A 22,550-nucleotide genomic window follows, 5' to 3' on the forward strand; every position below is an offset into this window, starting at 1 on the left:
GGGGCCGGCCCGCAACTCGGCCGGCCCTCGTCCCCTCTTTGCAGGAGTGATCGCCATGTCCGACCACAAGGTCTGGGACCCGTTCGTCCGTCTGTTTCACTGGAGCGTGGTGGCCCTGTTCGCCGCCAACGCCCTGTTCCTCGATCCCGAAAGCGCGCTGCACCGTTGGATCGGCTATGCCGTCCTCGGCCTCGTGGCCGCGCGGCTGGTCTGGGGCGTGATCGGCACCCGCAAGGCGCGGTTCGCATCCTTCCCGCCGACCGTATCGGGCGCGGTGGACCAGATATCCGACATCGCCAACGGCCGCCGGCGCATTCACCTCGGCCATACCCCGCTGGGTGCGCTGATGATCTACAACATCCTCGTGACGCTGATCGCCATCGGCCTCACCGGCTACATGATGACGACGAACGCCTTCTGGGGCATCGAGTGGGTCAAGGAGGCGCACGAAGCCTTCGTCACCTGGGCCGAGATCTCGGTCGTGGTCCACGTGGCCGCCGTCCTCTGGGAGAGCCGCAGGACCGGCGTCAACCTGCCGCGGGCGATGATAACAGGTGTGAAATCCGTCCCCGATGGTGTCAAAGTCGACGCATGAGACCGAAAGGCACGGACAGACCCGTCATCGTCGTCCTGTTGATCGCCGTGCAGGCCATCTGCGCGGCGTTCTTCCTCGTGGACGTGGTGCGGGACGCCTTTCCCGATGCGCCCGGGGCGCCGATGGACTGGCACCTGGGCATCGAGGCGGTTGCGGTCGCAAGCCTGATCCTCGCGGTGGGGTTCGAGGTCCGCTACCTCCTGGTGCTGCTGCGGCACAAGGCGCATCTGGAACGGCAGGTGTCGCTGGCGGCCTCGGCGTTCAATGACGTCATGGTCGAGCATTTCCGACGCTGGGGCCTGACCCCGTCGGAACAGGACGTGGCGAATTTCCTGGTCAAGGGCTGCTCCATCGCGGAAATCGCCGCGTTGCGCGGATCGGCGGAGGGGACCGTGAAGTCCCACCTCAACGGCATCTACCGCAAGGCCGGCGTCGGCAACCGGGGCGAGCTGCTGAGCCTGCTGATCGAGGACATGATGGGCGTCACCGCGGCGGCCTGACCCTACCCGTCAGCGCGAACGGGCCGGGCCCTGCGGCGGCGAGGGCCAGGCAGCCCCCCGCGATGGCCCAGTTCTTGACGAAGATCGTCATCTGCCAAGGGTCCTCGGGGATCAGGTGAAACAGGCTTGTCACCCCGCTGTAGGCCGCCAGCGCCAGCGCGGCGGGCGTCACCGCCACCCCCGCGATCAGCGCGAGCCCCGCGCCGGCGTTGAAGGCGAGCGCGGGCCAGATCAGCCAGACCGGCCAGCCCCGCCCGGCGAGCAGGTCCTGGACCTGCGCGGGATCGGCGGCCTTCTGGACCGCGCCGCCCAGAAACAGCGCCGCGATCAGGACGCGGGCCAGCAACAGCGCCGCCGCCTGCCATGTGGGGTGCCCATCGGTCATGTCCTGAAGGTAGGCGGGCGCCCCCGGCGATCCACCCCCGGGCCCGTCACGATGCGGCGAGACTTGCGTTTTGCCCGGCGCGGTGTATCGCTTCGGTCATGTTGCTGCGCTCATCGACCTTCTGGCTCGTCCTCTTCATCGTCGCGCTGATCGTGGCCGACCTGGTCTGGGCTGAGGGACGGTCGCTGCTGTTCCTGGCCCGCAAGGGGGTGGAGCTGATCTCCTGGCTTGCCTTCTGGCGCTGAGCCGCGGGTCCCGCCGGCCGCCGGCCGCCGGCGTCAGGGCAAGGCTGGGCAAAGCCTATTTCGCGGCCTCCCTCGCCCCCGATCCACCCGGCCGCTGTTGACTACACCGCGCTTTTGAGGAAGGTGACGCGCGACGGGCCTGCCGTGCGGCGGGCCACCCAGGACAATCCAGCGGAGGACCCCAGCCATGGCAGTCAAAGTCGCAATCAACGGTTTCGGACGGATCGGACGCAACGTGCTGCGCGCGATCATCGAATCCGGGCGCACCGATATCGAAGTCGTCGCGATCAACGACCTCGGCCCGGTCGAGACCAACGCGCATCTCTTGCGCTACGACTCCGTGCACGGCCGCTTTCCGGCGACCGTCACCACCACCGAGGACAGCATCGACGTCGGCCGCGGCCCGATCCGCGTCACCGCGATCCGCAACCCCGCCGAGCTGCCCTGGTCGGACGTGGACGTGGTGATGGAATGCACCGGCATCTTCACCTCCAAGGAGAAGTGCCAGGCGCATCTCGACAACGGCTCCAGCCGGGTGTTGATCTCGGCCCCCGGCACGGATGCCGACCAGACCATCGTCTACGGCGTGAACCACGGCGTCCTGTCGGCGAGCGACATCGTCGTGTCGAACGCGTCCTGCACGACGAACTGCCTGTCGCCGGTGGCGAAGGTGCTCAATGACGAGATCGGCATTGTGAAGGGCTTCATGACCACGATCCACAGCTATACCGGCGATCAGCCGACGCTGGATACGATGCACAAGGACCTCTACCGCGCCCGCGCCGCCGCGCTGTCGATGATCCCGACCTCGACCGGGGCCGCCAAGGCCGTGGGCCTGGTGCTGCCGGAACTCAACGGCAAGCTCGACGGCGTGGCGATCCGCGTGCCCACGCCCAACGTCTCGGTCGTCGATCTGACGTTCGAGGCCGCCCGCACCACCACCGTGGCCGAGATCAACGACGCCATCCGCGCCGCCGCCAACGGCCCGATGAAGGGCATCCTCGGCTACACCGACGAAAAGCTGGTTTCGACCGATTTCAACCACGATCCGCATTCCTCGGTGTTCCACACCGACCAGACCAAGGTCATGGAAGGCACCATGTGCCGCATCCTGACCTGGTATGACAACGAATGGGGCTTTTCGAACCGGATGTCGGACACTGCCGTCGAAATGGGCAAGTACCTGTAATCCGCCTATCGCGGCCGCTTTCGGGCGGATACACGCCCAAATCGCGCGATACCAACATTTCTGCAACTGCACACGCCGCCCCTCGGGGCGGCGTTTTGTTTTTTATCAAGCACTTGCTCGCCATGCATTTTCGGAAACCCCGTTAGCGCCAACAGTGCATTGTTCTGCGCTGCAGCATCGCTATCTGTTGTCTCGAACGCAACGGCCAGACACGAGAGGACACATCGACATGACCATGCTTTCGACAATCCGCAGCGCCGTTCAGAAGCGCAGCCAGTACAACCGCCTCGTGAGGGAGCTTCGTGCGCTTCCCACCGGCCTCGCCGTCGAGGACCTCGCGCTCTACCCCGGCGATGCCGAGGCAATCGCGACCCGCAGCATCTATGGCCGCTGAGCCAAGAGACATCTCCGGCGCCAAACGGCCCGGACCCGAACACAGAAAGACCTATCCAATGATCAATTCCATCCGCACCGCCATCCACAAGCGCACCGCGTACAACCGCACCGTTCGTGAACTGAAATCGCTTCCCACCGACCTCGCCATCGAGGATCTGGGCATCGTCACATACGACGCGGACCGCATCGCCTACAAGGCGGTCTACGGCCGCTGAACCTGTTCGCGCTCTGCCGCCAGGGGGCGGCAGACCAGCCACACGAAAGTCAATCCAATGATCAATTCCGTCCGCTCCGCCATCGCGAAACGCGCCCGCTACAGCCGCACGGTCCGCGAGATCCAGGCCCTGGACCCCCAGCTTGCCATCGAGGATCTCGGCATCGTCACATCGGACGCCCAGGTGCTGGCCAGGCAGGCCGTATACGGCCGCTGACCCTTTCCCGACTCAAGCAGCTCCCGCGCCCCGAGCCTGAAAAGGCCGGGGCGTTTCACGTTCCGAGCGCCCCGAGAACGTCACCTGCGGGCGAATTTCGCCGTCAGCGCATCGCGGACCGGCGCGGTCACGAAGCGCGAGACGTCGCCGCCCAGCCGCGCGATCTCCTTCACCAGTTTCGACGCGATGGCCTGGTGCTGCGCCTCGGCCATCAGGAACACGGTCTCGACCCGGTCGTCGAGCTGCCGGTTCATCCCGACCATCTGGTATTCGTATTCGAAATCAGCCACCGCCCGCAGCCCCCGGACGATGATCTGTGCGCCGACGTCGTTGGCGCAATCTATCAGCAGGTTCTCGAACGGGTGGACGAGGATCTCGGTGCCCGTGGCTTCGCCCAGCCGAACGCACTCGGTTTCGATCATCGCGACGCGCTCCTCCAGATCGAAAAGCGGCCCCTTGTCGCGGTTGATCGCCACGCCGATCACCAGACGGTCGACCAGAACGCAGGCGCGCCGGATGATATCGATATGACCCAGCGTGACGGGATCGAACGTGCCGGGATAAAGGCCGATGCGCATGGGCAGGCTCCTGTCGGTCTGCATTTGCCGCGCACGCAAGCCCATCGGGCCGCGCGATGCAAGCCGTCAGTGACCCATGATCATGCCTTCGAGGGCGTCTTTCTCCATCGAGAGCTCTGCCAGCCGGGCCTTGACCACGTCGCCGATGGAAATCAGGCCGATCATCGTCTCGCCCTCCATCACCGGCATGTGGCGGAACCGGCCCAGGGTCATGGTCTCGAGAACGTGGTTGGCGCTGTCGCTGCCGATGCAGGTCTTGAGATCGGAGGTCATCATCTGGCTCACGTCATCCTCGAGGCAGGCGGCCCCCCGGCGACCCATTTCGCGCACGATGTCGCGTTCCGACAGGATCCCGAGCGGTGTCGTCCCGTCGCCCGAGATGACGATGGCGCCGATCCGTTTGTCGGACAGGAAGGTCACCGCCTCGGATACGCTGATATCGGGGGAAAGGGTCAGGACACCCGTGGTCTCCTTTGACGCGAGGATTTGTTTCACCAGCATTCTTGGCCTCCCTGCCTTGTCTTCTTGACCCAGCGTCGGGCGCACGGGGGCGGTCTGTCAAGTATCTTGGACACAGGCCTCCAGCCGCGCGACCTCGGCGCGTAGCCCCGAGGACAGCGCCGCGGCGAAGCGGTTGAGCCTGTCAGAGCGCCGATCGGCGGCGTGGCGCACCAGGAAGAACGCCCGCGTCAGGGCGACCGTGTCGCGCCGGATGCGGCGCAATTCGGGTGCGAAGGGCAGCGCGAAATCATGAACGATACCCGTGGAGCCCCCCGCCCGCAGCAGGTTCAACTGCACCGAGACCGAGTTCGACGCCCGCTCCACCCGTTCCAGGCCCAGGTCGCCGAGGTAGTCGAGCTCGGCATCGAAGATCATGTCCGGGATGTAGCCGACGACGGGCCAGGCGGCGGGGTCGGGGTCCGGCCCCATGTCGCGGTGGGCGGCCAGGTGCAGGTGATATTCGGTGATCTTCTGCACCGTCAGCCGGCCCGAGGTTGGCGGGCTGACCGTGATCGCCATGTCCGCCTCGCGCCGCGACAGGTTCACCACCCGGGGCAACGCCAGGATCTGGATGTCGAGGCCCGGATTCCCGGACCCGATCCGGGCGGCGACCTGCGGCAGCAGGAAGTTCGCGCAGCCGTCGGGGGCGCCGATGCGGATGGTGCCGGTCAACCCGGCCTCGCCCTGCCCCTCCTCTACCGCGGCCGACAACGCCGCCTCGGCCTGCACCGCGTGGTCGCGCATCCGCTGGCCCAGGTCGGTGAGCGCATAGCCCTGCGGGCTTTTGGCGAACAGGGCCTGGCCCACACTCTCCTCCAGCCGCGCGATCCGGCGGCCGACGGTGCCGGGATCCATGCGCAGGGACAGACCCGCGCCAGTCAGGCTCTCGGCCCGCGCGACGGCGAGGAAAATGCGCATGTCGTCCCAGTTCATACCGGCATTCTCACAAAACGGTTTTGGGATACTCTCTCTTTTCCCGGCATTTCCGCAAGACTAGACTGGCGCCAACAAGGAGGATTCCCATGCAAGAGCTTTCGCATTTCATCAACGGCGCCCGTGTCCCCGGCACCTCGGGCCGGTTCGCCGATGTCTTCAACCCCGCCACGGGCGAGGTCCAGGCCCGCGTCCCGCTCGCCGGTCGTGACGAGATGGACAGCGCCATCGCCGCCGCCGCCGAGGCGCAGGTGAAATGGGGCGCGACCAATCCCCAGCGGCGCGCCCGGGTGATGATGAACGTGGTGGCGCTGCTCAACCGCGACATGGACAAGCTGGCCGAGGCGCTGAGCCGCGAGCACGGCAAGACCCTGCCCGACGCCAAGGGCGACGTGCAACGCGGGCTTGAGGTGATCGAGTTCTGCATCGGCGCACCGCACCTGCTGAAGGGCGAGTACACCGACGGCGCGGGCCCCGGCATCGACATGTATTCCATGCGCCAGGCGCTTGGAGTCGTTGCCGGAATCACGCCGTTCAACTTCCCCGCGATGATCCCGCTGTGGAAGATGGGCCCGGCACTGGCCTGCGGCAACGCCTTCATCCTGAAGCCCTCCGAACGCGCCCCGAGCGTGCCGCTGATGCTGGCCGAGATCTTCAAGGAAGCCGGTCTGCCCGATGGCGTCCTGCAGGTCGTGAACGGCGACAAGGACGCGGTGGACAGCATCCTCGAGAACGAGACGGTGCAGGCCGTGGGCTTCGTCGGCTCCACCCCGATCGCGCAATATATCTATGCCAAGGGGTGCGAGAACGGAAAGCGGGTGCAATGCTTCGGCGGCGCCAAGAACCACATGATCGTCATGCCCGACGCCGACATGGACCAGGCGGCCAACGCGCTGGTGGGCGCGGGCTATGGCGCGGCGGGCGAACGCTGCATGGCGATCTCGGTCGCGGTTCCGGTGGGCGAAGAGACCGCCGACCGGCTGATCGAGGCCCTCGTGCCGCGCATCGAAAAGCTCAAGGTCGGGCCCTATACCGCCGGCGACGACATCGACTACGGCCCGGTCGTGACCGCGGCGGCCAAGCAGAATATCCACCGGCTGGTGCAATCGGGCATCGACGCGGGCGCCGAGCTGGTCGTCGACGGGCGGGACTTCTCGTTGCAGGGCTACGAGGACGGCTTCTTTGTCGGCCCGCACCTCTTCGACCGGGTCACGCCGGACATGGAGATCTACCGCAAGGAGATCTTCGGCCCGGTCCTGTCGACCGTCCGCGCGGGCTCCTACGAAGAGGCGCTGGGCCTGGCGATGGACCACGAATACGGCAACGGCACCGCGATCTTTACCCGCGACGGCGATGCGGCGCGCGATTTCGCCAGCCGGATCAACATCGGCATGGTCGGCATCAACGTCCCGATCCCGGTGCCGCTGGCCTATCACACCTTCGGTGGTTGGAAGAAATCGGGCTTCGGCGATCTGAACCAGCACGGGCCGGATTCGTTCCGCTTCTACACCCGGACCAAGACCGTCACCGCCCGTTGGCCCAGCGGCATCAAGGACGGCGGAGAGTTCAACTTCAAGGCGATGGACTGATCCCCCCGACCGCCCGTGACGATGTCGCGGGCGGTTGACCCCCGGCCCGGGCCGCGCGAGGCTTTGGCCGAGACGGACAAGTGGGCGACATGCGGATCTGCGTTGCGACCGGCGAATATCGACTGACCGGCGAGACCTTCGTGAACCGCCACATCGCGTGGCTTTTCGGCGGCGCGGCCTGCGTGCTGGCCGCCCGCGATCACGGCAATCATGACGGATCCCGCCCGGTTCTCGCCTATCGGCCAGCGCCCGCGCCAGGCCCGCCTGGCCAGCTGTCCCAGGGTTGGCACAGGGCGGTGAACCAGTGGCGTCACGCCACCCCCCGCCCGCCCGCAGGGGCCATGCGGCGGCAGGTGGAGGCCTTCCTCGGGCGCCATGGGGTCGAGGCGATCCTCGCCGAATTCGGCCACCAGGGCCTGGCCCTCGCGCCGGTGGCACAGGCCATGGGCCTGCCCCTCTTCGTCTATTTCCGCGGCTCGGATGCAAGCCGCGACCTTGGCCGACACCGGGTTCCCGAGGCCTATCGGCGGATGATGCCCAAACTCGCGGGCTGCTTCGCCGTCGCGCAATGCCTGCTGGACGGGCTCGAGGCCGCCGGCGTCCGCCCGACCGCGCCCCGTGTGCTGCCCTCGGGCGCCGACCTGACGCAGTTCCGGCCCGGCGAGAAAGTGCGGGGCGCCTGCGTGTCGCTGGGGCGATTCGTGGAAAAGAAGGCGCCCGATCTGACCCTGCGGGCCTTTGCCGCCCTCTCCGACCAGCCGGACGCGCGGCTTGCGATGATCGGCGACGGCCCGATGCTGGACCCGTGCCGGCGGCTGGCATCCGAGCTTGGCGTCGCGGACCGGGTGGCCTTCACCGGGGCGCTGCCGCCCTCCGAGGTCCGCGCCCACCTCGCCCGAGCCCAGGTCTTTCTGCAGCATTCGGTGACCGCGCCCAACGGCAATACCGAAGGCCAGCCCACCGCGATCCAGGAAGCCCTCGCCTCGGGCTGTGCCGTGGTTTCGACCCGCCACGCCGGGATTCCGGAGGCGGTTGAGGATGGCCGGCACGGGGCGCTCGTGGCCGAACACGATCTGGACGGCTATGCCCGCGCACTGCGACGGACGCTGGCCCGGCCCGACCTGACCACCGTCGCCGCCGCCTGCCGCGCCCGGGCCGAGGACCGCTTCGATGCCGCCCGCCTGCGCGCCGCCGTCGAAGACACGATCCGCGAGCGCAGCGCGATCTGGCACCAGGCTCTTGCGAGCGGGCGGCAATCGAGGGCACCCTAGGCGGACCAAGCGCCTGCGGAGATGCCTATGAAAAGTCCCGAATTCAGCCTCGGCATCGAAGAGGAATATCTTCTCGTGGACCGCGAGACCCTCGCCCTGCACGAGGCGCCCGAGGGCCTGATGGAGGCCTGCCAGGTCGTCCTTGGCGAACAGGTCAGCCCGGAATTCCTGCAATGCCAGATCGAAGTCGGCACCGGCGTCTGTTCGACGATCCAGCAGGCCCGGAGCGATCTGCGCAATTTGCGGTCGGTCGTCTCGGAGGAGGCCGCGAAATTCGGCCTCGCCCCGATCGCGGCGGCCTGCCATCCGCTGGCCGACTGGAAGCTGGTGCATCACACCGACCGCGCCCGCTACAACCAGCTGCGCACCGATCTGGGCGGCGTGGCGCGGCGGATGCTGATCTGCGGGATGCATGTGCACGTGGGCCTGGGCGAGGATGCCCTGCGGGCGGATCTGCTGAACCAGATGTCCTATTTCCTGCCGCACCTGCTGGCGCTGTCCACATCCTCGCCGTTCTGGCAGGGCGAGGACACCGGGCTTGCAAGCTACCGGCTGAGCGTCTTCGACAACCTGCCCCGCACCGGCCTGCCCCCCAAGATCGACAGCTGGGAGGAATACCAGCGCTCGGTCTCGGCTCTGGTCGATCTGGGCGTGATCGAGGATTCCAGCAAGATCTGGTGGGACCTGCGCCCCTCCGCGCGGTTCCCCACGCTCGAGACCCGGATCTGCGACGTCTGCCCGCGGCTCGACCACGCGATTTCCCTAGCGGCCCTGGTCCAGTGCATCGCGCGGATGCTCTGGCGCCTGCGGCTGCGCAACCAGCGCTGGCGGCGCTACGACAACTTCCTGATCGCCGAGAACCGCTGGCGGGCGCAGCGGTATGGCATCGGCGGCGGGCTGATCGATTTCGGCCGGGGCGAGATCATCCCCGTGCCGGCCCTGCTGGAGGAATTGTTCGAGCTGGTCGCCGAGGATGCCGAGGCGCTGGGCTGCATGACAGAGATCCTCGCCGCGCGTGACATCGTCGAGGGCGGCACCTCCTCCGAGCGCCAGCGCGCCGTGCGCGACGCCGCCGCCACCGCCGGCGGCGATCACGCCGAACAGATGCGCACGGTGGTCAGCCACCTGATCGAGGAGTTTCACGCCGATCTCTGACCGCGCCCGAGGGGGGTTTCAGGGCCGGTAGAGGTCGCTTTCCCGGCCCAGGGCGCCCGACAGCCAGCCTGCGGCAACCCCCAACGACCGCAGCCCGCGCAGCCCCGTGACCGGATGCACCGGCAGAAACGCGGCCCGCAGCAGCCCGCCCGCACCCTTGGTCAGGCCGTGAAACAGCGCCTTGCCCAGCCCCCGCCGCCCCCGTTTGCGCTGCCGGATCGCGTATTTCGCCAGGGTCTGGCTTTTCGCGCGGCGGTAGACATAGGCGCCGGTCAGGCGCTCTCGCGGGATCGTCTCGAACACGGCCGCCCCCGGCACCCAGCCCAGCCGCAGCCCCCTCGCCTGCGCCCGGTCCGAGAAGTCCGTGTCCGACCCCCCGGTGAACCGCAGCCCCTCGTCGAATCTCAGGTCCTTCAGGACCGCCCCACGGCAAAGCCAGTTCGACGTGGGCAGCGCCGAGACATCTCCCGCCTCGCGCCGCAGGGCCCGGGCGGCGGCCTGGGCGGCGAGGAACGCCATCACCGCCGTCTGGCGCGGGCTCAGCGCCCCGCTCGGCGGCAATGGCATCACCGGGCCGCCGCAGAGGTCGAAATCGCCCCCGCGGGCCCCCGCCAGCAGCCGCGCGATCCAGTCCGGCGCGGGGCGCTCGTCATCGTCGAGAAAGGCAAGCCAGTCCGCCCCCGCCTTCAGCGCCGCGTCCACGGCCACATTTCGCGCGACCGGAATGCCGGCCCGCGGCTCGTGCAGCGCCAGCGCCCGGCGCCCGGTCTGGCGGGCGAACCGGGCAACCTCGAAATCGATGGAGAAATCCGGATCGTTCTGGACGAAGACAAAGCCCAGCCGCGCCTGCGGCGGAGCCTCCAGCTGCGACAGGCCCAGCAGCAGGGACTGGAACATCTCCGCCCGCCCCCGCGTCGCCGCGGCTATGATGACAAGCTCTTCGGCCATGGCGCCCCAGATGGCGCAGGGCCTTGCAAATGACAAGCGCCCGCGGAACTGTCGCCCGGCCATGACAGACGAGATCCTGATCCGCCGCGACGGTCACGCTGGCCGCATCACCCTCAACCGGCCCGCGGCGCTGAACGCGCTGACCCACGGGATGTGCCGCGCCATCGAGGCCGCGCTGACCGGCTGGGCCAAGGACCGGGCCATCGCCCTGCTGATCATCGACGGCGCGCCCGGCCGCGCCTTCTGCGCCGGTGGTGACCTGGCGGCGATGCACAGCGCGGGCCTGGCCGAGGACCACGCGGCGGCCCGGCACTTCTGGCGCGACGAATACCGGATGAACCGGGCGCTCCATCACTTCCCAAAGCCGGTGGTGAGCTTCCTGCACGGCTTCACCATGGGCGGCGGGGTCGGTGTCGGCTGCCACGGGACGCACCGGATCGTCGGAGAAAGCGCCCGCATCGCCCTGCCCGAATGCGCCGTCGGCCTCGTGCCGGACGTGGGCGGCACGCTGCACCTCGCCCGGGCCCCCGGACGGCTGGGGGAATACCTCGGCACGACCGGTGACCGGATGGACGCCGCCGACGCGATCCACGCCGGCTTCGCCAATCACCATGTGCCCGAGGCCGCCTGGCCCGCCCTGGCCGAGACCCTGGCCCGCACCGGCGATTGCGCCGCGATCCACCGCGCCGCGACCGCACCGGGCGACAGCCGGCTCGCAGGCTGGCAGCCCGATATCGACGCGGTCTTCGACGGAGAGACCCTAGGCGACATCGCCCGCGCCATGCCGTCCGACCCGCCCGAGGCGATCGCGCGGGCACGGCGGCTCATGGAGCGCAATGCGCCGCTCGCGATGGCCGTGGCCGTGGACTTCATCCGCCGCACCCGCCTGCACCCCACGATCGAGACGGCGCTGGACCTCGAATACCGCTACACCCACAGGGCCCTGGCACAGGGAGATTTCCTCGAAGGTATCCGCGCCGCCGTCATCGACAAGGACCATGCCCCGCGCTGGACCCATCGAGACTGGACCCGGGTGCCGGATAGCGACGTCCTGAACATGACCCGGGCGCTGGGCCAGGCGGCGCTGACCTTCGATCCCGTGGAGACCGGGACGGCGCAATCAACCTGGCACCCCCGCCGAGGATAGCAGCCGACAACAGGCGCGGACCGGTCAGCTGGCCCCCTCGGCCGCCCGGGCAGGGATCGGGGCCGAGACGCCGTCCGCGACCCCTGCGGCATCAATCCCGTCGCGATCGTGACTGCCCCCTCGGCCGCATGAGCCGGAACCGCAAACCCGGCGCGGATCACGTCTGTCAGGACGTTTTCCAAAGGGTTTCGCCCGCTCCCATGCCGATCACATCGCCGACACAAGCAACCGCCTAAACACCCAAAAGGCGGCGCACAAGAAACCCACGCGCCCCAGGCGGAGCGGCGCGTCACGCCGGCAAGGTGATGAAGAAAGAGGGCGCGGAAGCGCTCATTCAAGGACGGGCCGCCGAGATCTACTCGGCGGCGAGCTTGCGCGGGTTGAGCATCGGGCCGAGGTATTGCCCGGTATGGCTGCCGGCGACCTGGGCGACCTTCTCGGGCGTGCCGGTGGCCACCACCCTGCCGCCGCCGTCGCCGCCCTCGGGGCCGATGTCGATGATGTGGTCGGCGGTCTTCACCACGTCCAGGTTGTGCTCGATCACCACGACCGAATTGCCCTGGTCGACCAGTTCATGCAGCACTTCCAGCAGCTTCTTCACATCCTCGAAATGCAGCCCCGTCGTGGGCTCGTCCAGGATATAGAGCGTCCGCCCCGTCGACCGTTTCGCCAGCTCCTTGGACAGCTTCACCCGCTGGGCCTCGCCCCCCGACAGCGTCGTCGCCTGCTGGCCGACCTTGATATAGCCAAGGCCTACCCGCATCAGCGCGTCCATCTTCTCGCGGATCGAGGGCACCGCGCGGAAGAACTCCTGCGCATCCTCAACGGTCATGTCGAGCACATCGGCAATCGACTTGCCCTTAAACTTTATCTCAAGGGTTTCACGGTTATAGCGGGCCCCATGACAAGTTTCACACGTGACATAGACATCGGGCAGAAAGTGCATCTCGATCTTGATGACACCATCGCCCTGACACGCCTCGCAGCGCCCGCCCTTGACGTTGAAGCTGAAGCGCCCTGGTTTGTAGCCGCGCGCCTTGGCCTCTGGCAGCCCGGCGAACCAGTCCCGGATTGGCGTGAACGCGCCGGTATAGGTGGCGGGGTTTGACCGGGGCGTGCGGCCGATGGGCCGCTGGTCGATGTCGATCACCTTGTCGAGATGCTCCAGCCCCTTGATCGTCTCGCAGGGGGCCGGCGTCTGCCGCGCCCCGTTCAGCCGCATCGAGGCGGTCTTGAACAGCGTCTCGATCGTCAGGGTCGACTTGCCGCCGCCGGATACGCCGGTCACGCAGACGAACTGGCCCAGCGGGAAATCGACCGTGATGTCCTGCAGGTTGTTGCCGCTGGCCTTGACCACCGTCAGCTTTTTCTTGTTGCCCTTGCGCCGCTTGGCCGGCACGGCGATCTCGCGCCGCCCGGCCAGGTAATCGCCGGTGACCGAGGCCGGGTTCGCGACGATCTCGGCCGGGGTGCCGTGGGCCACCACCTGCCCGCCGTGGACGCCCGCGCCGGGGCCGATGTCGAAGACGTAATCCGCCTCTCGGATCGCTTCCTCGTCATGCTCCACCACGATGACCGTGTTGCCCTGGTCGCGCAGGTTCTTCAGCGTGGTCAACAGCCGGTCGTTGTCGCGCTGGTGCAGGCCGATGGACGGCTCGTCGAGGACGTAGAGCACGCCGGTCAGGCCAGAGCCGATCTGCGAGGCCAGCCGGATGCGCTGGCTCTCGCCGCCCGACAGGGTGCCCGCGTTGCGCGACAGGGTCAGGTAGTCGAGCCCAACGTTGTTGAGAAACCCGAGCCGCTCGCGGATCTCCTTGAGGATCACGCGGGCGATCTCGTTTCTCTGCGGGGTCAGGCTGTCCGGCACCGATTGGCACCAGTCCAGCGCCTCGCGGATCGACATCTGCACCACCTGGCCCACGTGCAGCCGGTCCTGGGGCGCCCCGCCGGCCGGGCCGATCTTTACCGCCAGCGCCTCTTCGCGCAGCCGGTAGCCGCCGCAGGTCCCGCAGGGGCGGTTGTTCTGGTAGCGCTCGAATTCCTCGCGGATCCAGTTGCTGTCGGTCTCGCGATAGCGCCGCTCCATGTTGGGGATGACCCCCTCGAAGGCGCGGCTGACCTGGTAGACCCGGCCGCCCTCATCGTAGCGGAAATTGATCTCTTCCTCGCCCGATCCGTAAAGGAACACCTGCTGCACATAGGGCGGCAGGTCCCGCCACTTGGTCTTCGGCGCGAAGTCGTAATGCTTGGCGATCGCCTCGATCGTCTGCAGGAAATAGGGCGACTTGCCCTTGCGCCAGGGCGCGATCGCCCCGTCATAAAGCGTCAGCGCCGCGTCCGGCACCATCAGCGCGGGGTCGAAGAACAGCTCCACCCCCAGCCCGTCGCAGGACGGGCAGGCCCCGAAGGGCGCGTTGAACGAAAAGAGCCGCGGCTCGATCTCGGGGATCGTGAATCCCGACACCGGACAGGCGAATTTCTCCGAAAACGTCATCCGCTCCGGCTCGCCCTCGCCCTCGCGCGGGGCGGTCTCCAGCACGCTAATCCCGTCGGCGAGATCCAGCGCGGTGCGCAAGCTGTCGGCGAGCCGCGTCTCAAGCCCCTCCCGCACGACGATGCGGTCTACGACCACGTCGATGTCATGGCGGAACTTCTTGTCCAGCGTCGGCGGATCGTCGAGCTCGTGAAACGCGCCATCGACCTTGACCCGCTGAAAGCCCTGCTTGCGCAACTCCAGGAATTCCTTGCGGTATTCGCCCTTTCGGTCGCGCACGATGGGCGCCAGCAGATAGCCCCTTGTCCCCTCGTCCAGCGCCATGATCCGGTCGACCATGTCCTGCACCTGCTGCGCCTCGATCGGCTGGCCGGTGGCGGGCGAATAGGGCGTGCCGACGCGGGCGAACAAAAGCCGCATGTAATCGTAGATCTCGGTCACCGTGCCGACGGTGGAGCGCGGGTTCTTCGATGTCGTCTTCTGTTCGATCGAAATCGCCGGCGACAGGCCGGAGATATGGTCCACGTCCGGCTTTTCCATCATGTCGAGGAATTGCCGCGCATAGGCCGAAAGGCTTTCCACATAGCGGCGCTGACCCTCGGCATAGATCGTGTCGAAGGCGAGGCTGGATTTGCCGGACCCCGACAGGCCCGTGACCACCACAAGCTGATCGCGGGGGATGTCCACGTCGATGTTCTTGAGGTTGTGCTCGCGCGCGCCACGCACTTCGATGTGTTTCAGCTCGGCCATGCGACTCTCCGGCTCGGGTGTGTGCAGAACCCTAGGAGATAGGTCGTCGAAGCGGAATGGGAAAGTGCGAACGAAGAATGAACACCGCCATTTGACCCGACATTCGCCCATTGCGTGGCCACGACACCGGCCAAAGGGGCATTTTGCAGCGTCGCGGCCGCGATGGTCGGGTTTTGCGGACCTGTGCAAGACCCATGCAATGTTTGCCAAGCGCCCATGCGCTGTGCTTACCTCGGATGATCGAGTAACCGGAGTTCCCCATGCGCCTCTTCGCCGCCCTTTTCCTCGCCTGTCTGCTGCCGTTCGGCGTCACCGCGCAGGAGCGCCCGAACACCATTCTGGTAATGGACGGGTCGGGGTCGATGTGGGGCCAGATCGACGGCATCAACAAGATCGTCATCGCCCGCGAGGTCGTGAGCGAGATCCTCGGCGAGTTTCCCGATGACCAGAACCTCGGCCTGACCGTCTATGGCCACCGCACCCGGGGCGATTGCACGGATATCGAGACGGTCGTCGCGCCCGCCATGGGCACGGCCGGCCGGATCATCGAGACGGTCAACGGGATCAACCCCCGCGGCAAGACGCCGATGACCGACGCCGTCATCGCCGCGGCCGAGGCCCTGCGCTATACTGAAGAGAAAGCGACCGTGGTGCTGGTGTCCGACGGCATCGAAACCTGCAACCCCGACCCCTGCGCCGCCGCCCGCGCGATGGAGCAGGCCGGTATCGACTTCACCGCCCACGTGATCGGCTTCGACGTCACCGAGCCCGAGGCGCTGCGCCAGATGCAATGCCTGGCGGACGAGACCGGCGGCACCTTCATCACCGCGTCAAACGCGGCCGAGCTGACACAGGCGCTGGCGGTGGTGGTCGAACCGGAGCCGGAGCCGGAGCCGATCCTTGTCTCGGGCACGTTCACCGCCATGCTGGACGACGGCAGCGTGATTGCCGACCCGGTGATCTGGGATCTCTTCGCCGACTCCACGCCCGTGGTCGAAGGCCAGATGGCCAACCCCCTGACCGTGGACGACCTTGCCGAGGGCAGCTATCGCGCCAGCGCCTATTACACGACGCAGGAGACGGCGCAGGATGCGCTCTTCACGATCTCGGGCGCGGGCGACATCTCGGTCACCGTGACCTTCGAGACGCCGCTGCCGACCGCCACGATCAGCGGCCCGGCCTCTGCCCCGCAGGGGGCCACGATCGAGGTCGACTGGACCGGTCCGGGCGGCGCCGGCGACTACGTCGCCGTGGGCGAGATCGACGGGGACCCGTATGTCAACTACACCTATACCGAAGTCGGCAGCCCTGCCGCGCTGCGGATGCCGCCCCTGCCCGGCCAGTACGAACTGCGCTACTTCACCGACGGAGGAGAGCTTCTGGCCAGCCAGCCGATCGAGGCTATGCCGGTGGACGTGGGCCTTGACCTGCCGGCGACCGCAGAAGTTGGCGCAATGATCGACGTGGGCTGGACCGGGCCGGATTACATCGACGATTACATCGCCGTCACCCAACCGGGCAGCGACACGGCGATCACCTACGCCTATACCTCCATCAGCAACCCCGCCGTCCTGACCATGCCCGGAGAGCCCGGGACCTATGACGTCACCTACACGCTCGAACAGGACAATACGGTGATCTACCGGGCGAGCATCGAGGTCACGCCGGTCAAGGCGGACATCGCGGCCCCCGATACGGCCGTCGCGGGATCGACCGTCATGGTCGGCTTCGACGGGCCGGAGTACCAGAACGACTACCTGGCCATCAGCGCGCCCGACGACCCCGACGGCTACGTCAATTACGTCTATGTCCGGGAGGGCAACCCCGCCGCGCTGATCATGCCGACGGAGCCCGGCACCTACGAGATCCGCTATGTCATGAACCAGGACCGGCAGATCATCGGCCGAAAGTCGATCGAGGTCACGGAAGTCACCTCGCAGGTGGTGGCCCCGGACACGGCGATTGCGGGGTCGGACATTCCGGTCGGCTGGATCGGCCCCGATTACCAGAACGACTTCATCGCCGTCAGCACGCCCGGCGAGGACACCTACGTCAATTACACATACACCCGCGAGGGCAATCCGCTGACCCTTTCGATGCCGACAGAGCCCGGCACCTACGAAATCCGCTACTACCTGAACCAGGACCGCGAGATCATCGCCCGCACCTCGATCGAGGTGACGGAGGTGGGGGCGACGCTCTCCGCCGCGCCCTCGGCGGTCGCGGGCAGCACGCTCCCCGTGACCTGGACCGGGCCGGATTACCAGAACGACTTCATCGCCGTCAGCAGGCTCGACGACGATGGCTATGAAAACTACGTCTACACCCGCGGGGGCGACCCGGCGCAGTTGGTGATGCCGACAGAACCCGGTGCCTACGAGATCCGCTACTTCCTGAACCAGGATCGCGAGGTCATCGCCCGGCGTGCGATCGAGGTTACCGCGGTCGGCGCCTCGCTCGACGCGCCCGACGAGGCTCCGGTCGGCAGCACCGTCACCGTGGCCTGGGACGGGCCTGATTATCAGAACGATTTCATCGCGGTGGGCATCCCGGGCGACGCGCGGAACTACGTGAACTATACCTATTCGCGCACGGGCAACCCGCTGGAGCTTCAGATGCCGGTAGAGCCCGGCGACTACGAGATCCGCTACTACGTGAACCAGGACCGCGAAATCATCGCCAGCCGGCCGATCACGGTCACCCCGCTCAAGGTAGAGCTGAGCGCACCGGACACCGGAGCCGTCGGCGAGCCCGTAACCGTGGGCTATGACGGGCCGGATTATCAGAATGATTTCATCGCGGTCAGCGTTCCGTCCGAGGACGGCTACATCAACTACACCTACACCCGCCAGGGCAATCCCGTCACGGTCGACATGCCGAGCGAGCCGGGCACCTACGAGCTGCGCTATTACATCAACCAGGATCGCCGGATCATGGTCCGGGTGCCCATCGAGGTCCGCGAGCTGTCGGTCACCGTGGTCGCGCCGCCCGAAGGGCTCGCCGGCGAGACGCTGATCGTCGGCCATGACGGGCCCGATTATCAGAACGATTACATCGGCATCTCGCGCCCGGGCGACACCGGCTACGAGACCTATGCCTATACCCGAAACGGCAACCCGCTGGAGGTGCGCCTGCCCGAAGAGCCGGGCACCTACGAGGTGCGCTATTACATGAACCAGGATCGCCGGGTGCTGGGCATGACCACGATCGAGGTCACCAAGCCCTGAGCCACGACCCGCGGGGCGGACACGAAGCGGGCGCGGGTCCCGTCCGGGAAGGCGCCCGTCTTGTGTTGCGCCCGATCGCCGTAAAATGGCCGCATCTGCACATTCGGGCGCCCGTCACGGGCGCCCGGGGCGATCAGTCCTCGGCGTCTTCCGCGTCGGGCTTGCTGGTGTGCGGGAACTCTCCCTTGGCGATATAGACCTCTTCCTCGGGGGTGGACGTGCGCCCCAGGATCGCGTTGCGATGCGGATGACGGCCGTAGGCGCGGATGATCTCGCGCCCCCAGGCCGTCTGTCTGCGGAACCCTTCGGTGAAGTCGCTCAGCGCCTCCGGGTAGAGCGCGATCAGGCGTTCATTGAAGGCCACCAGGTCTTCGAGACGTTTCAGGTGCTGCGGCCCCTCGCAATGATAGACCGAGACCGAGTAGAAAAAGCTCTCCCACGGGGGCAGCGTGTCGGCCTCTCCGGTCTCGATCGCCTCGAGCGACAGCCGGGCGGCCTTGATGTCCTGCCCGTAGGCCATCGGCGTGTCGCGCCAGAGCGAGCGCGGGAACTGGTCCAGAACGATCACCAGCGCCAGCCGCCCGCGCGGCGTCTCGGCCCAGTGATCCAGAAGTCCGCGGGCCCCGGCGAGGGTCAGGTCGCCGAACCGCTCGATGATCGCCGCATCCATGCCGCCGCGCATCCGTTCGTCAATCCACGCGCCGTGGGTCTCCACGCTGGTCTCGTGCCCGGTGTCGGGGAACCAGAAATCCAGAACCATTTCGGGGGTGTAGGCTGTGGGGTCCATGACTTTCTCCGTCCCGGGGCGCGGCCGCCGCGCAGCCGTCTGTCGAAGCCCCGGACGCTAGTGCGGCCCACGGACCTGCGCAAGCCTCTCGTCCCCGCGGTCCCGGTCCGTCGGGGCTCACCCCTCCGGGCCCACGCCATGAAGGCGCTCTGCCACGGCCCCCTCCGCTTGCGTGGCGACCTCGCGGAAGGCGTTGATCACGATTCCCCGGATCCAGCGGTTCGCGGAATCCGCCGAGAGCCGGGCGCTCCAGAAAAAGCGCATCGTAAGGTCCGGCAACGCCACGGGCGGTTGAAGGACGGCCAGATCGAACCGCTCGATATCCCCGGCCATGAAGACCGGCAGCTGGTTCGCGATCATGTTGGTGCGCGCCAGAAGCGGCGCCACCCCGGCGAAATCGGGAATCCGTGCCCCCACCCGCCGCTCGATTCCCAGCACAGAGGCCCGCTCCTCGACGGTCTGCCGCGCGGCCTGCGACATGCCCACCATGACATGCGGCCAGAAACGCCAGGCGTCCGCGCCCCAATCGGCCAGCGCCGGATGGCCCCGCCGCGCGAAGACATAGCGCCGCATCGGTGGCAGCAGCTGCTCTGCCACCCCGTCGGGCCGCGCGACATCCGCCCCCAGCAGGGCCATGTCGACCTGTTCGTCGATCACCTGGCCGTAGAGCTTGGGCGACGCCGGGATCCAATCGACCCCGACATTCGGCGCGGCGGCATTCACCCGCGCCAAAATCTCCGAAACCACCGCGATCGAGGACGGAATCGCGATCCGGAAGACCCGGTGGCTCGTCTCCGGCTCGAAGGTCGCGGCCGGCTGCACCACACGCTCTATCCGGCGCAGGATCGGCCGGACATCCTCGATCAACTGCAGCGCAAACGGGCTCGGCTGCATCTTGCCCCCGACCTTGACCAGCAGTGGATCGCCAAGCTGGTCGCGCAACCGTCCCAAGGCATGGCTCACCGCCGAGGGCGTCTTGCCCAAGCGATCGGCGGCGCGGACGACGCTGCGCTCGTCCATGAGCGCCTCGAAGGTCACAAGCAGGTTCAGGTCGAGGCGGTGCAGCTGAATCTGGTTCATCATGCATGAAATCGTTTTGCTGGTGAAGTGATGAATTTCGTTCAATCTACTGGATATCGCAACAGGGAACGGGAGACGACGGACAATGACACTCAAGGTAATCGGATCGGGCTTCGGCCGCACCGGCACAATGACCATGAAGGATGCGCTTGGCACCCTGGGCTTCGGCCCGAGCCACCACATGACCGAGATCATCGACCACCCCGAGCAGCTGACCCACTGGAAAGCGGTTTTCGCCGGGCAAGAGGTCGACTGGGCGGAGGTCTATGCCGGCTACAACAGCCAGGTCGACTGGCCCGGCGCCTATGTCTGGCACGAAGCCTCGATTGCCTTTCCCGAGGCCAGGGTGATCCACACCGAGCGCCCGGAAGAGGATTGGTGGGCCAGCTTCTCGGGCACCATCGGCAAGTTCTTCAGCCACGCCGATACCATGCCCCTGCCGCCGCATCTGGCGGATCTGTTCCGGACCATGAAGGGCAAGGGCAGCTGGCTGGAGCAGACCTTCACCGACCATACAGACCGCGCGGCCGCCATCGCCGCCTACCGCGCCAACAACAAGCGCGTGCGCGAGCTGATCCCCGCGGACCGGCTGCTGATCTTCAACGTGGCCGAGGGCTGGGGCCCGCTGTGCGGGTTTCTCGGCGTGGACGTCCCCGATACCCGGTTTCCGCACCACAACGAGCGCCGCGAATTCTGGGACCTTCTGGGCGGGGAGCCGGAAACGGCCTGACCTGGAGGCCCGGGGCCGGAGACCCGCACCGCCAGAGCCCGAGAATACAAAGGGCGCCCCGAGGGGCGCCCTTCGCTGCCTGGAGACGCTCAGAAATGAATGGCCCGGCCGTAGGCGTCGAGCACGCTTTCATGCATCATTTCGCTCAGTGTCGGGTGCGGGAACACGGTGGCCATCAGATCCTCTTCCGTGGTCTCGAGCTGACGACCAACGACGTAGCCCTGGATCAGCTCGGTCACCTCGGCGCCGACCATGTGGGCGCCCAGAAGTTCACCGGTCTTCTTGTCGAAGATGGTCTTGACCATGCCCTCGGGCTCGCCGAGCGCGATGGCCTTGCCGTTGCCGATGAAGGGGAAGTGGCCGACGTTGATCTCGTGGCCCGCCTCCTTGGCCTTGGCCTCGGTCATGCCGACGCTGGCGACCTGCGGATGGCAATAGGTGCACCCGGCGATGGAGCCGGGCTTGATCGGGTGGACGTCGTTCTTGCCCGCGATCAGCTCGGCCACCATGACGCCCTCGTGGCTGGCCTTGTGGGCAAGCCAGGGCGCGCCGGCGATGTCGCCGATGGCATAGACGCCCTCGACCCCGGTGCGGCAGTATTCGTCCGTGACCACATGGCTGCGGTCGACCTTCACGCCCGCCTCTTCCAGCCCCAGCCCCTCGGTGTTGCCGACGATGCCCACGGCGGAGATGACCGTGTCGAACTCGTGCTTTTCGACCTTGCCGCCGACCTCGATATGGGCGGTGACCTTGCCCTTGGCGCGGTCAAGCTGCTTGACCATGGCCTTTTCCATGATCTTCATGCCTTGCTTGACGAACTGCTTCCTGGCGAAGGCGCTGATCTCGGCATCCTCGACGGGCAGCACGCGGTCCATCACCTCGACAACGGTCGTGTCGCAGCCCAACGTGTTGTAGAAGCTGGCGAATTCGATGCCGATGGCACCGGACCCGATGACCAGCAGCTTCTTGGGCATGTGCGGCGGCTCCAGCGCGGTCTTGTAGGTCCAGACCAGGTCGCCGTCCGCCTCCAGCCCCGGCAATTCGCGGGCGCGGGCGCCGGTGGCGACGACGATGTTCTTGGACGTCAGCTCTTCGGTGCCCTTGTCGGTCTTGACCGAGACCTTGCCTTTGCCGGCAAGACGCGCCTCGCCCATGATGGTCGTGACCTTGTTCTTCTTGAACAGGTGGCCGATGCCGCCCGACAATTGCTTGGCCACCCCGCGCGAGCGCTTGATCACCGCGTCGAGGTCATAGCCGATGCCGTCCGCCTTGAGCCCGAAGTCCTTGGCGCGGTGCATCAGGTGGAACACTTCCGCCGAGCGCAGCATGGCCTTGGTCGGGATGCAGCCCCAGTTCAGGCAGATGCCGCCCAGGTGCTCGCGCTCCACGCAGACGACGCTGAGGCCCAGTTGCGCGGCGCGGATGGCGGCAACATATCCGCCGGGGCCCGCGCCGATTACGATCATGTCAAAGCTCTTGGCCATAGTGCCTCCTCCGGGAAAACTGGTTTGACGTTAAACAATATTCCGGAGGCATGCCAGAGATCCCGCCGAATGGCAGGCATCCGCCCCGTGCAAGTCTCGAGACTGCCAGCCGCGTCGGGGCGGTTCGGCCGTTTC

The 22,550-nt window shown here is 67.2% G+C and carries 22 protein-coding genes; 13 read left to right on the plus strand and 9 right to left on the minus strand.

Features of this window, described 5'->3' with window-relative positions; translation table 11 throughout:
- Window positions 1-55 precede the first annotated feature (55 nt).
- Both ROA7023_RS01465 and ROA7023_RS01470 read left to right on the plus strand, forming a co-directional pair.
- Entirely contained in the window at window positions 56-595 is a 540-nt protein-coding gene (locus tag ROA7023_RS01465) for a cytochrome b/b6 domain-containing protein (RefSeq protein ID WP_085877219.1), read from the plus strand.
- The gene (locus tag ROA7023_RS01470; RefSeq protein WP_085877220.1) at window positions 592-1,095 is read left to right on the plus strand and encodes a helix-turn-helix transcriptional regulator; all 504 of its coding nucleotides are present in this window, start codon (window positions 592-594) and stop codon (window positions 1,093-1,095) included. Before ROA7023_RS01465 ends, ROA7023_RS01470 begins: the two co-directional genes overlap by 4 nt.
- Here the strand turns inward: ROA7023_RS01470 and ROA7023_RS01475 are convergent.
- The gene (locus ROA7023_RS01475) at window positions 1,079-1,480 is read right to left on the minus strand and encodes a DoxX family protein (protein ID WP_085877221.1); all 402 of its coding nucleotides are present in this window, start codon (window positions 1,478-1,480) and stop codon (window positions 1,079-1,081) included. The genes ROA7023_RS01470 and ROA7023_RS01475 overlap by 17 nt on opposite strands.
- A gap of 98 nt (window positions 1,481-1,578) precedes the next feature.
- Here ROA7023_RS01475 and ROA7023_RS23685 point away from each other — a divergent pair, with 98 nt between their 5' ends.
- The 5 genes from ROA7023_RS23685 (at window position 1,579) to ROA7023_RS24725 (ending at window position 3,741) form a co-directional block, all read left to right on the plus strand.
- Entirely contained in the window at window positions 1,579-1,725 is a 147-nt protein-coding gene (locus ROA7023_RS23685; protein WP_143535407.1) for a glyceraldehyde-3-phosphate dehydrogenase, read from the plus strand.
- 187 nt (window positions 1,726-1,912) lie between these two features.
- Window positions 1,913-2,914, plus strand: coding sequence for a type I glyceraldehyde-3-phosphate dehydrogenase (gene gap / locus ROA7023_RS01480; protein WP_085877222.1), 1,002 nt, complete (start codon window positions 1,913-1,915; stop codon window positions 2,912-2,914).
- A 229-nt stretch (window positions 2,915-3,143) separates the two neighbouring features.
- Window positions 3,144-3,308 carry a hypothetical protein gene (locus ROA7023_RS24340; RefSeq protein WP_159458418.1) on the plus strand — a complete coding sequence of 55 codons (165 nt, stop codon included), beginning with the start codon at window positions 3,144-3,146 and terminating at the stop codon, window positions 3,306-3,308.
- Between the two features lie 58 nt (window positions 3,309-3,366).
- A complete protein-coding gene (locus tag ROA7023_RS24720; RefSeq protein ID WP_200812437.1) occupies window positions 3,367-3,525 on the plus strand; it encodes a hypothetical protein in 159 nt (52 codons plus the stop codon).
- A 57-nt stretch (window positions 3,526-3,582) separates the two neighbouring features.
- Window positions 3,583-3,741: a hypothetical protein gene (locus ROA7023_RS24725; RefSeq protein ID WP_200812438.1), complete on the plus strand. Its 159-nt coding sequence runs from the start codon at window positions 3,583-3,585 to the stop codon at window positions 3,739-3,741.
- 80 nt (window positions 3,742-3,821) lie between these two features.
- Here the strand turns inward: ROA7023_RS24725 and coaD are convergent, their stop codons facing one another.
- The 3 genes from coaD to ROA7023_RS01495 form a co-directional block, all read right to left on the minus strand.
- Window positions 3,822-4,319: a pantetheine-phosphate adenylyltransferase gene (gene coaD / locus ROA7023_RS01485; RefSeq protein WP_085877223.1), complete on the minus strand. Its 498-nt coding sequence runs from the start codon at window positions 4,317-4,319 to the stop codon at window positions 3,822-3,824.
- Window positions 4,320-4,385: 66 nt separating this feature from the next.
- On the minus strand, window positions 4,386-4,820 hold the full coding sequence (locus ROA7023_RS01490; protein WP_085877224.1) for a CBS domain-containing protein: 435 nt from the start codon (window positions 4,818-4,820) through the stop codon (window positions 4,386-4,388).
- 57 nt (window positions 4,821-4,877) lie between these two features.
- Entirely contained in the window at window positions 4,878-5,753 is an 876-nt protein-coding gene (locus ROA7023_RS01495; RefSeq protein ID WP_085877225.1) for a LysR family transcriptional regulator, read from the minus strand.
- 89 nt (window positions 5,754-5,842) lie between these two features.
- Here ROA7023_RS01495 and ROA7023_RS01500 point away from each other — a divergent pair, with 89 nt between their 5' ends.
- From ROA7023_RS01500 to ROA7023_RS01510, 3 genes are all read left to right on the plus strand, one after another.
- Window positions 5,843-7,342, plus strand: a complete 1,500-nt coding sequence (locus ROA7023_RS01500) for a CoA-acylating methylmalonate-semialdehyde dehydrogenase (protein WP_085877226.1) — start codon at window positions 5,843-5,845, stop codon at window positions 7,340-7,342.
- An 89-nt stretch (window positions 7,343-7,431) separates the two neighbouring features.
- Window positions 7,432-8,613, plus strand: coding sequence for a glycosyltransferase (locus ROA7023_RS01505; RefSeq protein ID WP_085877227.1), 1,182 nt, complete (start codon window positions 7,432-7,434; stop codon window positions 8,611-8,613).
- Window positions 8,614-8,640: 27 nt separating this feature from the next.
- Entirely contained in the window at window positions 8,641-9,768 is a 1,128-nt protein-coding gene (locus ROA7023_RS01510) for a carboxylate-amine ligase (RefSeq protein ID WP_085877228.1), read from the plus strand.
- 18 nt (window positions 9,769-9,786) lie between these two features.
- Here ROA7023_RS01510 and ROA7023_RS01515 read toward each other — a convergent pair whose 3' ends face one another.
- Window positions 9,787-10,716, minus strand: coding sequence for a glycosyltransferase family 2 protein (locus ROA7023_RS01515; RefSeq protein ID WP_159458419.1), 930 nt, complete (start codon window positions 10,714-10,716; stop codon window positions 9,787-9,789).
- Between the two features lie 61 nt (window positions 10,717-10,777).
- Here ROA7023_RS01515 and ROA7023_RS01520 point away from each other — a divergent pair, with 61 nt between their 5' ends.
- Window positions 10,778-11,863 carry an enoyl-CoA hydratase/isomerase family protein gene (locus ROA7023_RS01520; protein WP_085877230.1) on the plus strand — a complete coding sequence of 362 codons (1,086 nt, stop codon included), beginning with the start codon at window positions 10,778-10,780 and terminating at the stop codon, window positions 11,861-11,863.
- 355 nt (window positions 11,864-12,218) lie between these two features.
- On the opposite strand, the gene uvrA is transcribed toward ROA7023_RS01520, so the two are convergent.
- The gene (uvrA, locus tag ROA7023_RS01525; protein WP_085877231.1) at window positions 12,219-15,107 is read right to left on the minus strand and encodes an excinuclease ABC subunit UvrA; all 2,889 of its coding nucleotides are present in this window, start codon (window positions 15,105-15,107) and stop codon (window positions 12,219-12,221) included.
- A gap of 260 nt (window positions 15,108-15,367) precedes the next feature.
- Between uvrA and ROA7023_RS01530 the strand changes: the two genes are divergently transcribed.
- On the plus strand, window positions 15,368-18,334 hold the full coding sequence (locus ROA7023_RS01530) for a VWA domain-containing protein (RefSeq protein WP_085877232.1): 2,967 nt from the start codon (window positions 15,368-15,370) through the stop codon (window positions 18,332-18,334).
- Window positions 18,335-18,467: 133 nt separating this feature from the next.
- On the opposite strand, the gene ROA7023_RS01535 is transcribed toward ROA7023_RS01530, so the two are convergent.
- The gene (locus ROA7023_RS01535) at window positions 18,468-19,121 is read right to left on the minus strand and encodes a DUF924 family protein (protein ID WP_085877233.1); all 654 of its coding nucleotides are present in this window, start codon (window positions 19,119-19,121) and stop codon (window positions 18,468-18,470) included.
- Between the two features lie 117 nt (window positions 19,122-19,238).
- On the minus strand, window positions 19,239-20,204 hold the full coding sequence (locus ROA7023_RS23690) for a LysR family transcriptional regulator (RefSeq protein WP_159458420.1): 966 nt from the start codon (window positions 20,202-20,204) through the stop codon (window positions 19,239-19,241).
- Between the two features lie 82 nt (window positions 20,205-20,286).
- Here ROA7023_RS23690 and ROA7023_RS01550 point away from each other — a divergent pair, with 82 nt between their 5' ends.
- A complete protein-coding gene (locus ROA7023_RS01550) occupies window positions 20,287-20,931 on the plus strand; it encodes a sulfotransferase family protein (protein WP_085877235.1) in 645 nt (214 codons plus the stop codon).
- 89 nt (window positions 20,932-21,020) lie between these two features.
- Here the strand turns inward: ROA7023_RS01550 and lpdA are convergent, their stop codons facing one another.
- Entirely contained in the window at window positions 21,021-22,415 is a 1,395-nt protein-coding gene (lpdA, locus tag ROA7023_RS01555; RefSeq protein ID WP_085877236.1) for a dihydrolipoyl dehydrogenase, read from the minus strand.
- Window positions 22,416-22,550 lie beyond the last annotated feature (135 nt).

It is taken from the genome of Roseisalinus antarcticus, from assembly GCF_900172355.1.
GTDB lineage: Bacteria > Pseudomonadota > Alphaproteobacteria > Rhodobacterales > Rhodobacteraceae > Oceanicola > Oceanicola antarcticus_A.

Coding starts and splice junctions, on each gene's coding strand:
- ROA7023_RS23690 (WP_159458420.1), bottom strand. CDS start 20,204: ATGATGAACCAGATTCAGCTGCACCGCCTCGACCTGAACCTGCTTGTG.
- ROA7023_RS24340 (WP_159458418.1), top strand. CDS start 3,144: ATGACCATGCTTTCGACAATCCGCAGCGCCGTTCAGAAGCGCAGCCAG.
- coaD (WP_085877223.1), bottom strand. CDS start 4,319: ATGCGCATCGGCCTTTATCCCGGCACGTTCGATCCCGTCACGCTGGGT.
- ROA7023_RS01505 (WP_085877227.1), top strand. CDS start 7,432: ATGCGGATCTGCGTTGCGACCGGCGAATATCGACTGACCGGCGAGACC.
- ROA7023_RS24725 (WP_200812438.1), top strand. CDS start 3,583: ATGATCAATTCCGTCCGCTCCGCCATCGCGAAACGCGCCCGCTACAGC.
- ROA7023_RS01535 (WP_085877233.1), bottom strand. CDS start 19,121: ATGGACCCCACAGCCTACACCCCCGAAATGGTTCTGGATTTCTGGTTC.
- ROA7023_RS23685 (WP_143535407.1), top strand. CDS start 1,579: ATGTTGCTGCGCTCATCGACCTTCTGGCTCGTCCTCTTCATCGTCGCG.
- ROA7023_RS01550 (WP_085877235.1), top strand. CDS start 20,287: ATGACACTCAAGGTAATCGGATCGGGCTTCGGCCGCACCGGCACAATG.
- ROA7023_RS01490 (WP_085877224.1), bottom strand. CDS start 4,820: ATGCTGGTGAAACAAATCCTCGCGTCAAAGGAGACCACGGGTGTCCTG.
- gap (WP_085877222.1), top strand. CDS start 1,913: ATGGCAGTCAAAGTCGCAATCAACGGTTTCGGACGGATCGGACGCAAC.
- ROA7023_RS01465 (WP_085877219.1), top strand. CDS start 56: ATGTCCGACCACAAGGTCTGGGACCCGTTCGTCCGTCTGTTTCACTGG.
- ROA7023_RS24720 (WP_200812437.1), top strand. CDS start 3,367: ATGATCAATTCCATCCGCACCGCCATCCACAAGCGCACCGCGTACAAC.
- ROA7023_RS01510 (WP_085877228.1), top strand. CDS start 8,641: ATGAAAAGTCCCGAATTCAGCCTCGGCATCGAAGAGGAATATCTTCTC.
- ROA7023_RS01500 (WP_085877226.1), top strand. CDS start 5,843: ATGCAAGAGCTTTCGCATTTCATCAACGGCGCCCGTGTCCCCGGCACC.
- ROA7023_RS01470 (WP_085877220.1), top strand. CDS start 592: ATGAGACCGAAAGGCACGGACAGACCCGTCATCGTCGTCCTGTTGATC.
- ROA7023_RS01520 (WP_085877230.1), top strand. CDS start 10,778: ATGACAGACGAGATCCTGATCCGCCGCGACGGTCACGCTGGCCGCATC.
- ROA7023_RS01515 (WP_159458419.1), bottom strand. CDS start 10,716: ATGGCCGAAGAGCTTGTCATCATAGCCGCGGCGACGCGGGGGCGGGCG.
- ROA7023_RS01475 (WP_085877221.1), bottom strand. CDS start 1,480: ATGACCGATGGGCACCCCACATGGCAGGCGGCGGCGCTGTTGCTGGCC.
- ROA7023_RS01495 (WP_085877225.1), bottom strand. CDS start 5,753: ATGAACTGGGACGACATGCGCATTTTCCTCGCCGTCGCGCGGGCCGAG.
- uvrA (WP_085877231.1), bottom strand. CDS start 15,107: ATGGCCGAGCTGAAACACATCGAAGTGCGTGGCGCGCGCGAGCACAAC.
- lpdA (WP_085877236.1), bottom strand. CDS start 22,415: ATGGCCAAGAGCTTTGACATGATCGTAATCGGCGCGGGCCCCGGCGGA.
- ROA7023_RS01530 (WP_085877232.1), top strand. CDS start 15,368: ATGCGCCTCTTCGCCGCCCTTTTCCTCGCCTGTCTGCTGCCGTTCGGC.